14 protein-coding genes are annotated in these 16413 nt (G+C 44.4%); 11 read left to right on the plus strand and 3 right to left on the minus strand.

The window, feature by feature from the left end; genetic code table 11:
- Positions 1-42: 42 nt before the first annotated feature.
- Complete coding sequence (gene dtpB, locus K0778_RS18480) at positions 43-1512, minus strand: dipeptide/tripeptide permease DtpB (RefSeq protein WP_001098652.1); 1470 nt, start codon at positions 1510-1512, stop codon at positions 43-45.
- A gap of 165 nt (positions 1513-1677) precedes the next feature.
- On the opposite strand from dtpB, the gene K0778_RS27745 reads away from it, so the two are divergent.
- Together K0778_RS27745 and K0778_RS18485 are read left to right on the plus strand one after the other, a co-directional pair.
- A complete protein-coding gene (locus K0778_RS27745; RefSeq protein ID WP_211180512.1) occupies positions 1678-1731 on the plus strand; it encodes a protein YriB in 54 nt (17 codons plus the stop codon).
- Complete coding sequence (locus K0778_RS18485) at positions 1709-1762, plus strand: hypothetical protein (RefSeq protein ID WP_223200729.1); 54 nt, start codon at positions 1709-1711, stop codon at positions 1760-1762. The genes K0778_RS27745 and K0778_RS18485 overlap by 23 nt, the downstream gene beginning before the upstream one ends.
- Positions 1763-1828: 66 nt before the next feature.
- Here the strand turns inward: K0778_RS18485 and uspA are convergent, their stop codons facing one another.
- Positions 1829-2263 carry a universal stress protein UspA gene (gene uspA / locus K0778_RS18490; RefSeq protein WP_000323571.1) on the minus strand — a complete coding sequence of 145 codons (435 nt, stop codon included), beginning with the start codon at positions 2261-2263 and terminating at the stop codon, positions 1829-1831.
- Between the two features lie 390 nt (positions 2264-2653).
- Here uspA and uspB point away from each other — a divergent pair, with 390 nt between their 5' ends.
- The gene (gene uspB / locus K0778_RS18495) at positions 2654-2989 is read left to right on the plus strand and encodes a universal stress protein UspB (protein WP_000626187.1); all 336 of its coding nucleotides are present in this window, start codon (positions 2654-2656) and stop codon (positions 2987-2989) included.
- A gap of 243 nt (positions 2990-3232) precedes the next feature.
- On the opposite strand, the gene pitA is transcribed toward uspB, so the two are convergent.
- The gene (pitA, locus tag K0778_RS18500; protein WP_000902780.1) at positions 3233-4732 is read right to left on the minus strand and encodes an inorganic phosphate transporter PitA; all 1500 of its coding nucleotides are present in this window, start codon (positions 4730-4732) and stop codon (positions 3233-3235) included.
- A 231-nt stretch (positions 4733-4963) separates the two neighbouring features.
- Here pitA and K0778_RS18505 point away from each other — a divergent pair, with 231 nt between their 5' ends.
- The 8 genes from K0778_RS18505 (at position 4964) to K0778_RS18540 (ending at position 16286) form a co-directional block, all read left to right on the plus strand.
- The gene (locus K0778_RS18505; RefSeq protein ID WP_000439172.1) at positions 4964-6166 is read left to right on the plus strand and encodes an NAD(P)/FAD-dependent oxidoreductase; all 1203 of its coding nucleotides are present in this window, start codon (positions 4964-4966) and stop codon (positions 6164-6166) included.
- Between the two features lie 142 nt (positions 6167-6308).
- Positions 6309-7151, plus strand: coding sequence for a TnsA endonuclease N-terminal domain-containing protein (locus tag K0778_RS18510; protein WP_000090707.1), 843 nt, complete (start codon positions 6309-6311; stop codon positions 7149-7151).
- Positions 7138-9261, plus strand: a complete 2124-nt coding sequence (locus K0778_RS18515; protein WP_000351437.1) for a transposase — start codon at positions 7138-7140, stop codon at positions 9259-9261. The genes K0778_RS18510 and K0778_RS18515 overlap by 14 nt, the downstream gene beginning before the upstream one ends.
- Positions 9261-10709 carry an ATP-binding protein gene (locus tag K0778_RS18520; RefSeq protein WP_001049180.1) on the plus strand — a complete coding sequence of 483 codons (1449 nt, stop codon included), beginning with the start codon at positions 9261-9263 and terminating at the stop codon, positions 10707-10709. The genes K0778_RS18515 and K0778_RS18520 overlap by 1 nt, the downstream gene beginning before the upstream one ends.
- 40 nt (positions 10710-10749) lie before the next feature.
- Positions 10750-12306, plus strand: a complete 1557-nt coding sequence (locus K0778_RS18525) for a TnsD family Tn7-like transposition protein (protein ID WP_001324699.1) — start codon at positions 10750-10752, stop codon at positions 12304-12306.
- Between the two features lie 11 nt (positions 12307-12317).
- Positions 12318-13244 carry a hypothetical protein gene (locus K0778_RS18530; protein ID WP_000262423.1) on the plus strand — a complete coding sequence of 309 codons (927 nt, stop codon included), beginning with the start codon at positions 12318-12320 and terminating at the stop codon, positions 13242-13244.
- Positions 13245-13596: 352 nt separating this feature from the next.
- The gene (locus tag K0778_RS18535) at positions 13597-13896 is read left to right on the plus strand and encodes a helix-turn-helix transcriptional regulator (protein ID WP_001097216.1); all 300 of its coding nucleotides are present in this window, start codon (positions 13597-13599) and stop codon (positions 13894-13896) included.
- Between the two features lie 563 nt (positions 13897-14459).
- Positions 14460-16286, plus strand: a complete 1827-nt coding sequence (locus tag K0778_RS18540; protein WP_001239419.1) for an AAA family ATPase — start codon at positions 14460-14462, stop codon at positions 16284-16286.
- Positions 16287-16413: the final 127 nt, after the last annotated feature.

Consider the following 16413-nt stretch of genomic DNA (forward strand, 5'->3'; position numbering starts at 1 on the left):
AACAGGGTAGCGATAACGCTACCCTGCTTTCTGCAAGAATAATTAATGGCTTTCCGGCGTCGCAATCATGCGTTTCAGCCACGGCACCATCAACAGCATCACTACTGCAACGCCCAGCGTGACCAGACCAATCTTACCAAACACGTTGGTATAGACGGGCAACGTCTCAAGCGGATCGGTAATGTTGTCCGGCACCGCGGTAAATGTTGCCACATAGCCGCCCAGCAAGAACGCGGCAGCCTGCGTCAGGAACCACATCCCGAGAATAAAGCCCATCAAATGCTGCGGCACCAGGGCAGCAATCATCGCCAGGCCAAGGGCGCTAATAAACAGTTCACCTAAGCTCTGGAATAAGTACACCAGCACGATAAACCATGGCGATGTCAGCCCTTGTGCATCCGCAAACCACATTCCCGCAGCTGCCGCCGTCAAAAAGCCCAGTGAGCACATAAACATGCCGAGAGTAAATTTCATCGGCATCGAGAGGTCTTTGCCTTTGTTACCCAGATGCGTGTAAATGCCTGCCAGTATTGGGCTGGCGAGTACCACCCAGAACGGGTTAAGCGCCTGGAAGCTGACCGGGTTGATGGAAAAACCGAGAATTTCATGATGCACGTTGTTGATGGCAAAGAAGTTCAGCGATGTTGGCATCTGGGCGTAGAGAATGTAAAACACCACCGCTTCGAGCATCAGGACAAAGGCGACAAACATTTTATTGCGCCCGGTTTTATCCAGCTTGAATGCCTGACGAAAGAAGATGATGGTGACGACGATGGAGAGAACAATCAGCACCAGATTGGCGACTTCTACGTTGTGCATCAGCCATGCGCATACGAAGATCATCACCACGCTGCCAAGTAACACGTACAACAGTTTGCTGAAGCTCATTGGCCGGAAGTCGGGTTCAGAACCAATGTCTTTCACCATTCCACGACAGGCGATGTAAACCAGTAATGCGATAATTAACCCCGCCCCGCACAGGTTGTAGGTGACTGAATAACCGAATCTATCAGCGATCACAGGGGCCAGCGATAACGCTATCAACGAGCCGATGTTGATCGACATATAGAACAGGGTGAATGCGCCATCAAGCCGCGGATCTTTCGGCGGATAGCACTTCGAAAGCAAGCTGGCTGGGTTAGCTTTAAACAGGCCGTTACCGACAGCGATAGTCCCCAGGGCGATGAAAATCAGGTCAGGCTTAAGTAGCGACATGCCGGTCATGAAGTAGCCAATCGCCAGCACAAGTGCTCCAAGAACAATGGTGCGTTTGGTCCCCAGCAGGTGGTCGCCGACATAGCCGCCAATGGAAATGAGGCCATAGACCAGCGCAGCAAAAGCACCAAAAGTGACAAAAGCCTGCTCTTGCGAGAATCCAAGCTGTTTAACGAAGAAAACCGCCAGTACGCCCTGCACGCCGTAGTAGCCGAATCGCTCCCATAACTCGACAAAAAAGATCATGAAAAATGGGCGAGGTTGCTGCAGCATCCCCATGGGTGTTGTTGTATTCATATTTATTAACCTTCCAATACCATCCTGAAAAGTATGAACGCGTAAGGGATAACGCGCGAAAAAGTTTACATCTGTCAGAGATTCTTAATATTGATGCGGTGAATAGATTAATACACTATTACAAAAGAAAATAACCAGATGATCACACTAATGATGGAAAATATGATGGTGTTAAATGTTGTATTGGCTGGGGATTTTGATTGCGTACGCAGACCGTAGGCCAGATAAGGTGTTTACGCTGATCAGGTAACAAGGCGCGCCAAAAAGCAAAACGCCCGCATATGCGGGCGTTCAGGAACACGTCGTAGAGGGAAGATTATTCTTCTTCGTCGCGCAGCGGAACAATCAGCATATCAACGTGAACGGTGTTGATCAGCTGACGTGCGGAAGACATCAGTTTGCTCCAGAAGTCCTGGTGGTGACCACAAACCACCAAATCCATATCGTATTTCTTGATTGCATCGACCAGAACCTGGCCCAGGTCGCCGCTGCCGCTCAGGGTTTCAGTGATTGGGTAGCCTGCATTAGTGGAAAGCTCGGTCAGTGCATGATGTGTCTCTTCAGAGATGCGTTTCTGCATATCACCCAGATTCACATCAATAAGCCCGGTGTATAGGTCAGAGTAGTTTACATCTACGTGGATCAGAGAAACTTTCGCATTGTAGGGGCGAGCCATAGAGACTGCTTTCTCTACCAGAACTTTGCTTTCCGGGGAGAGGTCGACCGCGATGAGAATGTGTTTATAAGCCATAGTGTTACTCCTTCCATAAAGTTGTCGATGACTGGCCAGCTAGCGTTTCTTGTGCCGTTACGTCACCCGCGTCCTGCGAACTACGTGCGCGGGGCTAACCCAGCCGTAAAGATTCAGTGTTAAGACCATCCTTACCTTATAGCGACCCGGATGATCCGTCAATCCGCCTTGCTTACTCGTTAGATAAACAAATTTTCGACATGAATATATTGATAGTGGTTAACCTTCTGGAAAAAAAACAACCTGATCTCCTACACTATCTATAGAGCCGCTCGTATGTTGGTCACCACAAAAGCGGTTTCTCCAGGACCTGGTGTTAACTGATTGGCAGCGTATCGGGAGCGGTAGCCCCGGGGTGGAACTCCGCGGGCAGGTCGCCGGGGAGGAGGTATGATAAGCACCGTCGCATTATTTTGGGCTTTATGTGTCGTTTGCATTGTTAACATGGCGCGCTATTTCTCATCACTACGCGCGTTGTTAGTGGTACTGCGTAACTGCGATCCATTGCTCTATCAATATGTTGATGGAGGGGGCTTTTTTACCTCACATGGCCAACCCAACAAACAGGTGCGTCTCGTTTGGTATATCTATGCCCAACGTTATCGCGATCATCACGATGATGAATTTATTCGCCGCTGTGAGCGGGTGCGTCGGCAGTTTATTCTGACCAGCGCATTGTGTGGTCTGGTGGTGGTCAGCCTGATTGCATTGATGATTTGGCATTAAGCACTTCAGCAATAATAACGCATAAAAAAAGCGGGCCAGTAAACTGACCCGCTCGAGACTGATTACAAACGCAAAATTGCCTGATGCGCTACGCTTATCAGGCCTACATAATCTCTGCAATCTATTGAATTTGCATGTTTTTGTAGGCCGGATAAGGCGTTCACGCCGCATCCGGCATGAACAAAGCGCACTATGTCACAATCTGAAGCGGGCCAGCTGACCCGCTCGTTTTGGTGCGTACGATTACAGGAACTGCAAGGAGAGCCAGTACAGCCCGCCGGAAAGCAGTACCGCAGCCGGAAGGGTAAACACCCAGGCCATCAGAATGCTGGTCACGGTTTTACGCTGTAAGCCGCCACCATCTACCACCATCGTCCCCGCGACAGAAGAGGAGAGTACGTGAGTAGTGGAAACCGGCATCCCGGTATAACTCGCCAGGCCGATAGACACTGCCGCCGTCATCTGGGCAGACATCCCCTGAGCGTAGGTCATGCCTTTCTTACCGATTTTCTCACCGATAGTCGTTGCCACACGGCGCCAGCCAATCATCGTACCGATACCTAACGCCAGCGCGACCGCCATGATGATCCACACCGGTGCATACTCGATGGTGCTAAGCATGTCGGACTTCAGTTTCTTCAACAGGCGCTGATCGTCAGCACTCACGCCAGGCATCTTCACCACTTTGTCGATAGTGTCAGAAACGCACAGCATAATGCGGCGCATCTGGCTACGTTGATCAAGCGACAGCTTGTCGTAGCTTTCCACATCGGTGGTCAACATACCTTTCAGGCGGTTGAGCGCGTTAATGGTATTCGACGGATGGCAGTGGAACTCCGCAGGTTGCGTTGCGCCAGCTTCCGGAGCCGGTACTAACTGATCAGCACCGGTAGCCTGTTTGAGCAGCGCAGGATGCTGCTCAAAGTAAGCTTCGACGTTGTTGATGGCATCACGGGTACGGGTGATTTCGTAGCCAGTGGCATTCATGTTCACCACGAAGCCTGCTGGCGCGACGCCAATCAATACCAACATAACCAGACCAATGCCTTTCTGACCATCGTTCGCGCCGTGCGAAAACGCCACGCCGATAGCGGAAAGGATCAGCGCAATACGCGTCCAGAACGGCGGCTTTTTCTTGCCGTCTTTCTTTTCACGCTCCGCTGGGGTCAGGTGGATACGGGCGCGTTTCTTGGTGCCGCTCCAGTAGCGACGCAGCAAGAAAATCAGACCGCCAGCAAACACCAGGCCGACAATAGGGGAAACGATCAGAGAACCGAAAATACTTAATACTTTCGGGATATTGAGTGCATCCACCACTGACGTCCCGGTCATCAACGCATTGGTTAAACCAATCCCGATGATCGCGCCAATCAGCGTATGAGAGCTGGATGCAGGTAAACCAAAGTACCAGGTACCCAGGTTCCAGATAATCGCCGCCAGCAACATAGAGAACACCATGGCAAGGCCATGAGACGATCCCATATTAAGCAGCAGATCCGTCGGCAGCATATGCACAATGGCATAGGCAACACTCAGACCACCCAGCAAAACACCCAAAAAGTTGAATACCGCCGCCATAACCACGGCGAGCTGAGAACGCATCGCGCGGGTATAGATAACGGTTGCCACGGCGTTGGCTGTGTCATGGAAACCATTGATGGCTTCGTAGAACAGCACAAAAGCCAGTGCAAGCAATAATAACAGCCCGGTATGCAAATCCAGGCCAGCAAACAAATGTAGCATAGGACGTTACGCCATTTTGAGGACATGAACGCGGCGCATTATCAGTGACTTTCGCGGCGCGGGCAAAGTGAAATATAGACTTTTTTTGATTTGCCCCCTGTATGGATTTCACTCAAAAAATAATTATCTTATATAATTCAGGCAAATACTTCCTTTTAGTAATATTGATGCTGGTGCGACCACTGAGGAATCTTTACAATTCACGCCCGTTTTTTCTAAGAGGAGCGCAACGTGGAAAGGTTTGATGCCATTATTATAGGCGCTGGTGCGGCGGGTATGTTCTGTTCTGCGCTGGCAGGTCAGGCAGGACGCCGGGTTCTGCTGATCGATAATGGTAAAAAACCAGGGCGCAAAATCCTTATGTCTGGCGGTGGGCGCTGCAACTTTACCAACCTTTATGTCGAACCAGGCGCTTATCTGAGCCAGAATCCGCATTTTTGTAAGTCTGCACTCGCACGTTTTACCCAGTGGGATTTCATTGATCTGGTCAATAAACACGGCATCGCCTGGCACGAGAAAACGTTAGGGCAACTCTTCTGCGATGACTCCGCGCAGCAGATTGTCGACATGCTGGTGGATGAGTGCGAGAAGGGCAATGTGACCTTCAGATTGCGTAGCGAAGTGCTGAGTGTGGCGAAGGATGAAACAGGCTTCACGCTTGATCTGAACGGCATGACTGTCGGTTGCGAAAAGCTGGTCATCGCGACTGGTGGGCTGTCAATGCCGGGGCTGGGCGCGTCGCCGTTTGGTTATAAGATTGCCGAACAATTTGGCCTCAACGTGCTGCCGACCCGCGCGGGTCTGGTGCCATTCACTCTGCATAAACCGTTGCTCGAAGAGTTACAGGTGCTGGCGGGCGTGGCGGTGCCTTCCGTGATTACCGCTGAAAACGGCACCGTTTTCCGTGAGAACTTACTCTTCACCCACCGCGGCTTGTCTGGACCGGCGGTGTTGCAGATTTCAAGCTACTGGCAACCGGGGGAATTTGTCAGCATCAATCTGCTACCGGATGTGGACCTCGAAACCTTCCTGAATGAGCAGCGTAACGCACATCCGAATCAAAGCCTGAAAAACACACTGGCGGTTCATCTACCGAAGCGGTTGGTTGAACGCTTACAGCAACTCGGGCAAATCCCGGATGTTTCGCTAAAACAGCTCAACGTGCGTGACCAACAGGCACTGATTAGCACATTGACCGACTGGCGCGTACAACCCAACGGCACTGAAGGCTATCGCACTGCCGAAGTGACGCTCGGCGGCGTGGACACCAACGAACTCTCTTCACGGACGATGGAAGCGCGCAAAGTGCCTGGGCTGTACTTCATCGGCGAAGTGATGGACGTCACCGGCTGGCTGGGGGGCTATAACTTCCAGTGGGCGTGGTCGAGTGCGTGGGCTTGTGCGCAGGATTTGATTGCTGTCCGAGGACAATAAAGTTGTACACAAAGCACTAAAGTTGTAACCATTCTCAAAAAACGACGCTAATGTTGTATACTTACTGAATGTGTGGTTATAGGGTTGGAGACTATAAAATGCACATATAGGTACGTATCAATGTCGTTTTTAGGGTACGATCATGGCTAGGGGTAGGCGTCTCAAATCCTATTTGGATTATGAAAATGCGCTAGGTGACGGCATAGGAGTGGGCTATGGCCAAAGTTATCAGCCCTGGCTTAGAGCTCAGGACGTTAAATCCCGTGGAAACCGTTCGATAGTCTTTGGCCTTAAGACGTTTCGAAACCATCATCTCCTTTCTTCTGTCGAAAGTAACTTTTTCTATCTGGCTGAGTTTAATGACTCGGTGATTGATATCCGGGAACAATTCCCACTCTTTCCTCTCCGGCTTACCCAACAAATAGCAAATCATCTACATTTTCAACATCCTATGGTGAGGGGAGTAAGAGGAGTACCTGTCGAAGTTCTGAATGTTATGACAACCGATTTTTTACTGACCTTGAGAACTCCTGAAGGCGGACTTCGATACAAAGCTATAGCAGTAAAACATAACGAGAGCATACCTGAACGCGAAGCCCAAAAACTTGAAATAGAGAGGATGTTTTGGCAGTTGATTGATGTTGAGTTTCAAATTTATGTTGGCTCGGAACTCAATAACGTCGTCGGTAAAAACATTTGCTGGGCTACTTCTGTATTAAGAGATGGTTCTGAATTTTATGATAAATATCCTCTTGATAAAATCCTATGGAAGCTTAAACCAGATGTTTATCCCATAGTAGGACTACGTGCAATGATTTCATCAATCTTTGGGGTAGATGCACAAGAAGCGATGATGTTATTGCAGGCAATGATTGGATTAAAAATGATAAATGTTGATTTATCATATCCAATACTCGAAACCGGTCTGATAAAGATAATTTCCAATGACCACTATATAGGACTGAACGCAAATGGATATTATTAGGAATTCAGTCTGGCTCTCTCAAGGCACTGATTTGCTTGCAGAGGGACTTTACCGTGTTTTGGATTTTGACAGAAAGGTCGATTTGTTAATTTTGTTTAAAATAAAATCAGAAAGAACGGGTAAGCCAATCCCTTTCTCATTTTCAATGTTTAAATATTATATTGAATCAAATAGCATAACTTGTAAAGATTATATATATCCTTCATATATGTTAGTAGATGAGAAAGAATTAACAGATAAAGACAGAGGAAGGCGAGATGAAAATTACAATATCATTAAAGATCTTGTAGATGACAGAATGTTTCTGTTCGACTATGCATTACATAAAAAGTCGCACCTTTTAATGGATTACTCAAGAAATAAAAAAATATCACAATATACTATCAGAACGCTTCTGGCGTTGTATTGGCGACATGGGCAGGATATTTATGCATTGCTACCCGCATTCTCGAACTGTGGCGCCGCTGGGAAAAGTAGAATCAAACATGAAATTAAACTTGGGAATTCCAAAAAAAACAGAGCATTACCTAATGAACGATCACGTGTTTTCATTCTTAATGAAAGAGATATAAATAATATTAGAAAATCTCTCATTACGTATCATTATAAAGTTAACGGAGATACGATAAAGAAAACATTAGAGAGACATATTGATTTGTATTTTAGGGATGAAATTAAAACAGCAAACCTAGAAAATAGAGCTCCATATGTTCCTTCTTTAAAACAATTTTCATACTGGAATAAAAAACTCTTCACTAAAGATTTCTCGATAAATAAGAAGAACACGAAAAAAGAAATAGACCTCAAAATGCGGGCGCTTTTAGGTAGTGTGGCTAATACAACTGTTTTGCCGGGTGATGTTTTCGAAATAGACTCAACTGTCGCTGATGTACATCTTATTTCGAGTTTAAACAGACGAAAAGTCATTGGGCGTCCTACTATTTATACAGTGGTGGATCGTGCAACAAGAATGATTGTTGGCCTTCATGTTTCTTTATACCATGCTTCATGGCGAGCCGCCCGACAAGCGTTAGCAAATTGCTTTATGCCAAAAAAAGAATATTGTAGATTATTTGGAATCTCTATTACTGATGATGATTGGCCTTGTTCTCACATTCCATTAACATTGATGTGTGACAACGGGGAGATGATTGGTCTTAAACCTCAGGAAGAGATGACCCCCCTGACAAAACTTGAGTTTGCGCCAGTCGGTAGAGGCGACAGAAAAAGCATTGTTGAACGCTGTTTCGGCATTCTGAATGATGAGGTTATTCATAGGCTTATTGGAACAACACGAAGGGGAAAGATTGTTAAAGGAGAGCCAACACCGCAATCCAGGGCTTGTTTAACGATTCAGGAGGTCACGTCTTTACTGATTCGGGAGATACTTGCACATAATCAGAGAACGTATGAGGAACTGGCTTATATCAATCCCTTACTGATTGAAAATGATCTCGTAATATCACCAAAAAATAGTTGGATGATAAGCTTAAAGCACGGGAGATTCAGCGCAAGAGCCGTTGGGGCCGACGAAGTGATCGCACGATTGTTAATCCCTGTGAACGCTAACATTACCGCCGGTGGGATTCAGTACAATAATCTTTTTTATGAATGTGATCCTGAAATTGCATCAGGTGTCAGAGTATTTGGAAGAACCACTTGTGAAGCAAGAATAGATGACAATTGCGTAGATTATATATATGTAAGATTTGACAAAAATAGCATTTTCAAAAAACATTACCTACTTAAGAAAAGAGATGTATTTAAAGGGAAAGCTCATCTTGATACAGATGTAATGGCTGATTGGGTAGATACTCAAAAAGAAATTAATTTATTTACTCTGGATTCGCTCAGCAATATCAATAATAAAGATGAATTTAACAGGAAAGGTAACGAAAGATTAAATGAAATATACGAATCTCGCCGGGTACATGGTAAAGATATTAAAAAGAACAGGAAAAATGAACTTGATTCATTAGGGCGAACTCATGTTGCTAATGGAAGATCTGAACCCCTACTTCCTTCATCCAGTAATGTTCTGCTTTTGCCTGGCCGGGAGGAGAAACAAAGATGGTTAAAAGGTAAGAAGAAGACTGAGGACGCAGAATAATGAATCTTATACGGCGCGTTTCAGCGATATATAAAGAACAGGAGTTACCTGAGTATCGTGGCAATCCCTTAATTGAAGCACTTCCTGAAGCGCTTACGGAAGATGAAGTACTTCTGGAAATGAGTTATTTCCCCGAAATTGACGAAAAAATCCGCTGGACTGCCCCGGCGAATGTTAGAGAGCAGTATGTCGAACGTATAAAGAAATTCCGTTGCCCTCAAACCAATCTTATCCAGGCTTATAAGATGATCTTACGGGCACTTAGGGAAAGCTATGCAGCTCGTAATCCTTTAAAAAGCGGAACAATTCAATATCTTCATTACTATGGAAATGAGCGTCCTGATATTGAGCCAGAAAGTGGATATTTTAAATCCCAGGCTGAAACTATTACGATAGTTGGAATGAGTGGTTCTGGAAAAACTACCATGATTGAGCAAGTCATGGATCATTTCCCTCAGATTATAGAACACAGCAGCTATAAAGGAGTTTTTCCCGGCTTCAGTAAGCAAATTGTATGGGTAAAGATTAATTGTCCATACAATTCAAGTGTGAGAGACCTTTGTGAAGAGATTTTACAAAAATTAGATGATGCAATTGGTATTGAACGAACTACACCTGAGATTAGAAATGGTGCTCTGGCTCGCCAGATTGCACAAAGAATTAAATCATCATTTTTGGGTATCCTTGTTATTGATGAAATGCAGAGGCTTAAATTTTCAAGAACCGGGGGTGAGAGTAAGTTGATTGATTTTTTACATGAAATTGTAGATTCCATGGGGGTATCTATGGTTTTTTGTGGAAATCATCCTTTTGACGAGACGCTGACAAAGAAAATGAGAATTGCCAGGCGGGCAGAGTCTGGTGGTTACATGAAAATTAAGAATGTTAGATACGATTCACAAGACTGGCAATCGTTTATTCATTATTTATGGCCATTACAATGGACAAATGTTGAAACTCCATTAAATGATGAGTTAAACGAAAAATTATTCATTTTATCTAAAGGCAATATTGGATTGGCTCAGATGATTTATCGGGGGGCACAATTAAAGGTTATCGGTAGCGGCAATGAAATCATCACTGGCGCAGTCTTGTCGGCCTCTGTACCGGTACTCGTGAGTCATACGGAGGAATATAAGGATACTCCACTCCCGGGGGCCGCGACTGAAGATGAGGAAGCTAAATGGCTCTCTGCATCTAATGAGGGTGATGCTTCGGCTAAAATCATGGCAGAGAAGTCCCTAAAGTCTTTGATCCCTGGGGATATAGACAGGCCACAGCACAAGGAATTCGTAGGAAAAATAGACGAGGTTTTGCGCAATTTCGACGAGAAAATACTGTCTCTTGACCACGATCTTGTTATCAACAGAACAGCTGAAAAGAAAAATACCTACGATGCTCTTCAGCGTTGCGGGCTTATAAATATAGATCCACTTAATAAATTGTAATGAGGTAACAGTTCGTAACGGTCAAAGAGAGGTGTGGGAAATGAGAATGTTGCCTGTTTTGCCTGATGAATCCTTGTTCAGCCGGTTTTGTCGGACAACTACCGTGTACGGTATGTCCCCATCTTCTCTGTTAACGATCATTTTCAACAAACCTGATATGAACGTCCATCCAATTCTCAATTCAGGATTAAAGGCTATTTCTCTTCATACATCCGAAAGTGCAGATCAGCTCTGGCATGAACAGACTTTACTCCCTCTTTTTGCCTGGGCACTACCAATCAGTCGTAATGAAATTATGGATTTCAACACGACCCCTGCCAGGCTTAATCGATTGTGCCGCCTTAGTAATTTTTCACTAGGGCAGCGCACACTATTGAAGTTTTGCCCGGTTTGCGCTCGTGAAGATACTTTTCATTATGGTGTTACTTATTGGCATCTGGCGCATCAGCTTCATGGGGTTACAACCTGCCATCGGCATCCGGTAGCGCTTGAAAGCATCCATGTCCCTTCTTCACCGCACATACGTATTGGACTGATGCCTCCTGTTTCGTATACAGAACAACTTAGCAATGAGATAGACTTCGATTTTGCTAAGTTTTGTTATGAGTCCCTAAATATAATCAGAAGAAAAGATATTACACACCCCAATTACATGGATGTACTTAAAAAGTTGAATTTATTATCATTGGATGGAAATTTAAAGAAAAATGTATTCTACGCACATGTTTATGCTAAGTGCCAGTTATTTGGGGAGGGTTCATCGGGACTTATACCAACATCCCTAACTGATTATCATTACTGGGAGCCTATACTCAAAGACAAATGTTGTCAGCATCCCACAAAGCATCTTTTGCTTTGTTATTGTTTGTTAAATACTTGCTGGCCAACGTATGCAGGAAGTCGTACTAATAAAAAGAAAGAAATCTTTAAAAGTCATAAGAAATACAGTTTTCATATAGTTGAAAATAATACTAGTGTTAGCAACCTTGGGAAGGAATTTAGTCGCAGCAGATGTTACATTAAAACACTTATTTATAAAAAATACCTGAGGGCGTTTAAGCGAAACACAAAAATTAATATATTCACTGAATTGCTTATCAAGTCTATGGCTGTAAGGGGGTTTAGTCTGGCATCCATAGCTGAGAAAAACTCATTATCGGAAGGAGCTGTATCCTCTGTAATTTCATCTTGTTACGGTTTATGCTCATGGCGTAAAAAATGTAAAAAAGATTCTTTAAGACGGCGTCATAAGCAGAAAATATTAAGATTTATACATAATCAATCCGTTTCTATAACACGAAAGTTAGTCAAAGAAAGTTGTTATGCAAGTTTCTATTGGCTAAATAAACATGAATGTGACTGGCTTAATTCCTGTCTTCCTAAAACAATACGATGCTATAAAAATAAAAGAGTAGACTGGAGCGAGAGAGATATTATCTCATCATCATTAATAAATGATGTTTTATCTCAGGGGCAGTACTCGATGTCACTTACAAGTCTAGATGCTTTACTGGGAGGGCATGGCTGGCTTTTGAAATACAGAGATAAACTACCAATGACAATGATACTTCTCAGAAAAATGGAACTAATTAAATAAGAGGGAGTTATATGGTTTACGAAAATGAATTGTGGCACAGTTTTCTTCTGCGTTCACAGATAATGTATAACTTATCCAATTGCAGGAACATAATATCAAAGCATGGCGCACTAAGGTACGATGCCTTTCCTCGTTTCGAACTGATTGATATGTACAAATTGCATAGCTTGCAGGATATATATGACATTCTTGCCACTAGAAATGGTTATATACTAACTTCCAATATAGTGTCGTTATCTTCTGGTGTTTACGGGTATTTTAACGCTGTTGAAGATGCCTGTCGGAAAAATTTTCACATAACTAATTCATATCCATTGGTAAACATCTCAAACATTCGTTACTGTCACAAATGTATTGTTGAAGATATACACTCTAAAGGCATTGGTTATCTGCGTCATAGATGGTTGTTTGAATCTAAATGTGCAGTTCATAGTACCAGTTTATATGAGGTTTGTTTTGATAACTATTTGAATGCAGTGAAAGGACTTAGTGACTTAATTATAAGTGGAATAAATCCTCATGGTTATTGTTCCCTTGTGGTTGACGTTTCAAACCCTTTCAAAAATCCAGTGTATATATTACCATGTGCACGTAATAAAATTTTAAAATGGATTTCGGACAATAAAAATATGCTGATTTACTTTCTCTTTGATCTCTTCAAATGTAAGTCGCATTCAAGTTTATCTAAGGTTATCGAAGTCAAGATAATGCATGATAGATATATTTCTGCGGTGTTCAAGATGTTAAGTGAAGTTAATTTTTGTAATTTCAACTCATTTATTTCTGATATTTTTGAGGACGTAAGTTATGCCTCTATCGGACTTGATGATTATTCTGTTAATGTGCATTTTCTCAGGCTAAGGGCTGCAGATTGTAAATTTTGCCAGTTGAATGGTAAATATTTTTGCTCACTTTACAATGTAAAACTTCTTCGCTAATTTCACTTCATTTATAAAATACTAAGAAAGCTAGTTAGATAAGGTTTTATATTTTGACTGGGGCAGGAATAAATTATCACTCATAGAGTTTCCCTGGGGGTTACCACCTGTGTATGATGCCGGTTAGCAACAACGTCTAAAAGACCTGCGATCACGTGGGTCCCTCTCCAGCAAAGGGGCAAGGGGTGCTATATAACGGTGTACTGCTTACCCAATACGGCCTTGTATTTGAAAGATGCCGCATCTTGGCAGGATTCGTATTACAGCCTATAGTCTGTTAATGAGCATTACAGCCTATATGCTGTAAATCCCTGCGTTATGCTTGTTAACTCGTCGATACGGAAGGTCACTTATGAACACTCAATACGCTTTGAAGACTTTGAATCAGTTACGTCCTGTTTTAATCGGCTTTCGCAAAGCCAATGGACTGACGCAAAAAGATGTTTCTGAACGTTTGGGTATAACACAGCAAACTTATGCCCGACTAGAGGCCAACCCTGCAAGTGCGGGTTTTGAGCGTTTGTTTAGGGTGTTCAGCGTCCTTGGAGTGGAGATCGTACTTTCATCCAGGGAACCATTGTCAGATGCAAAGCCCGAATACGGAGCTATGCACAATTATTCTTCACTTCCAGCCAGGCGGGAGAAATGGTGACGCCTGGCGCTTCCCGGTCTAATTTTTCTTCAACAAGATTAACCCCTTAGCGGCCTGAAGTATCAGGTTGCGATAGAGCCTTTCATTTCTTCTGTTATGTTAAATACACCATTTTGAGCTATTTCGCTCGGCCTTAAATTATCTCTTCATTCTTCAGTGAAAATTTTATGTCGATCACATTATCGATGAATTTAGGAAATAATCCGTAAATGAAAATCTATCTTCTTTTAAATTCATCAGTGTCAGTAGCAAATATTACGCATAAAAGAATGGTTATTATTATCATTTAAATTATAAAGCTCATGAGTCAATTCCAAAAAATATAATAAGCATTGAAATCATTACCCGTGATTCTGGAGTTTTAACTTTGCCATGTAACCAACCACAAGTTAGTTTCCGGTGTTTTGAGGGGCAGTAAAGTTCTGAAAGCGCGACCAGATCATAATCCCGAAATGTCGTTAAGATATTCTGAATAACGGTTATCCCTGCTTGTTGGCAGGCATTTGAAAATATATTTTGTATTCAGGTTGCAGCAAAACGCTTTCTTACACACAGGACTTCATATGCGGCTCAGAAAATTAAAACTGAAAAACTTCAGAGGCTACAGAAACTCTACTGAAATCATTATTGATGAAAGCATGACGGGTATTGTCGGTCGTAATGACTTTGGGAAATCAACGCTTCTGGAAGCGCTGGCTATTTTTTTTGAAACAGAAGGAATGAAGGCTGACAAGAATGACATGAACTGTTTCAGCCTAAGAGAAGGGGACGGCCGTTTTGAAATAGCCTGTGAATTTGATGACCTGCCCGATTTTATCATGATCGACGACAGGGTGCAGACCACGCTCGCCTCAGAACATCTGCTGAATGAGGACGGCAATTTTGAAATCGTCAAAACGTTTAAAGCAACGACCTCAGGAAAACCGGAGCAGACCTGCATCCGCTGCATCCACCCGGATGAGGAGCCCCTGAGAAATTTACTGGGCATGAAAATTTCTGAGCTCAAGGCGGTGGGAAAAGAAGTTGAAAAAAATGTGGCGGATAAACGCACTGCATCGTTATGGCGTCAGGCCATCAGGGAAGCCGCAGCCCCCTATACCTGTTCGGAAATTATGCTGGATGTCGATAAAGAGTTCGGAACCGACACAAAATCATTATGGGGTAAGATCCTCGATTTGCTGCCCACGTATGCGATTTTCAAAGCCGACAGGGAAAGCAGCGACGGGGATTCCGAAGCTAAAAACCCCTTACAGCAGGCCGTAAAAGACGCTCAGGCTGCGCTGCAGGACAAAATTACAGCGCTGGAAAATGAGATTCAGGACAGCGTCCTGGATGTCGCACAGAGAACGCTGGATAAATTACGTGAAATGGCCCCCGAACTCGCCAGTGAACTGACTCCACGATTTAAGGAGAAACCCAAGTGGACCTTCAATTTCACCCTGGACGGGGAAAATGGCATCCCCATCAATAAGCGCGGCAGCGGGATAAGGAGGCTTATCCTGTTGAATTTTTTTCGGGCTGAGGCTGAAAAGAATGTCGCGGGGACGCCCAGAAATGTGATTTATGCCATAGAGGAGCCTGAAACGTCACAGCATCCGAACTATCAGATGATGCTGATGAAAGCGTTACTGGCACTGGCAGGCCAGCCGCACCGTCAGATTATCGTCACCACCCATGTCCCGGCGCTGGCCGGATTAATCCCTGTCGAAGGCGTACGTTATGTTACCCGAAATGAGGCGGGTGAACCCGTAGTAAAAATGCCGGATGACGCAGTGCTGAAGGAAGCCACTGAAAGCCTGGGGGTGCTGCCAGAGACCGGTATGGAAAGGGCGCAGGGGATTGTTCTGGTAGAGGGAAAGTCGGATGTTACTTTCCTGAGGCATGCGGCCAGTTCATTAAAACAGTCAGGTGCGCTGCCAGCCTCTCTGGAGGACGTGAAAATAGTGCCAGTCCTCATAGGAGGGTGTGGTAGCGTCAAACACTGGGTTACATTGAATCTGGCCAAAGATCTGGGGCTTCCCTGGTGCGTATTTCTGGACTCCGATATTGGGGGAGACCCTGCACAGGTTCTGTCCATCCAGAAGCGTAAAAAAGAAGTAGAGGAGGCCGGTAAGGTATTTTTCGCTACGCGCAAACGTGAGATAGAAAACTATCTGTGCCCGGATCTTATCGAGGAAATTACTGGTGTAGCCGTCACGTTTACGGACACCTGTGACGCTAAAAAAATAATCGGCCGGGCTGTGGGAATGAAACCCGATAATGTACTAGATAAATTCTGGCCTCAGATGACATCAGAAAGAATCATCTCAAGATCAACCTATCATGACGGAACGCAGGAGAGAAGCGAGCTGGTTGAGATCCTGAGCGACATTGTATCCATGACGAGATAATGTATTAAGGAAGGTGCGAATAAGTCCGAGATGTGAGATCATCGTGTTGTAACCTGAACCCAGAATGAGTAACCGGATGAGCCAGCAACTGACTTTTGCCGACAGTGAGTTTTCCAGTAAACGCCGC

This window comes from Escherichia sp. XD33 (assembly GCF_019375075.1).
Lineage (GTDB): Bacteria > Pseudomonadota > Gammaproteobacteria > Enterobacterales > Enterobacteriaceae > Enterobacter > Enterobacter flexneri_A.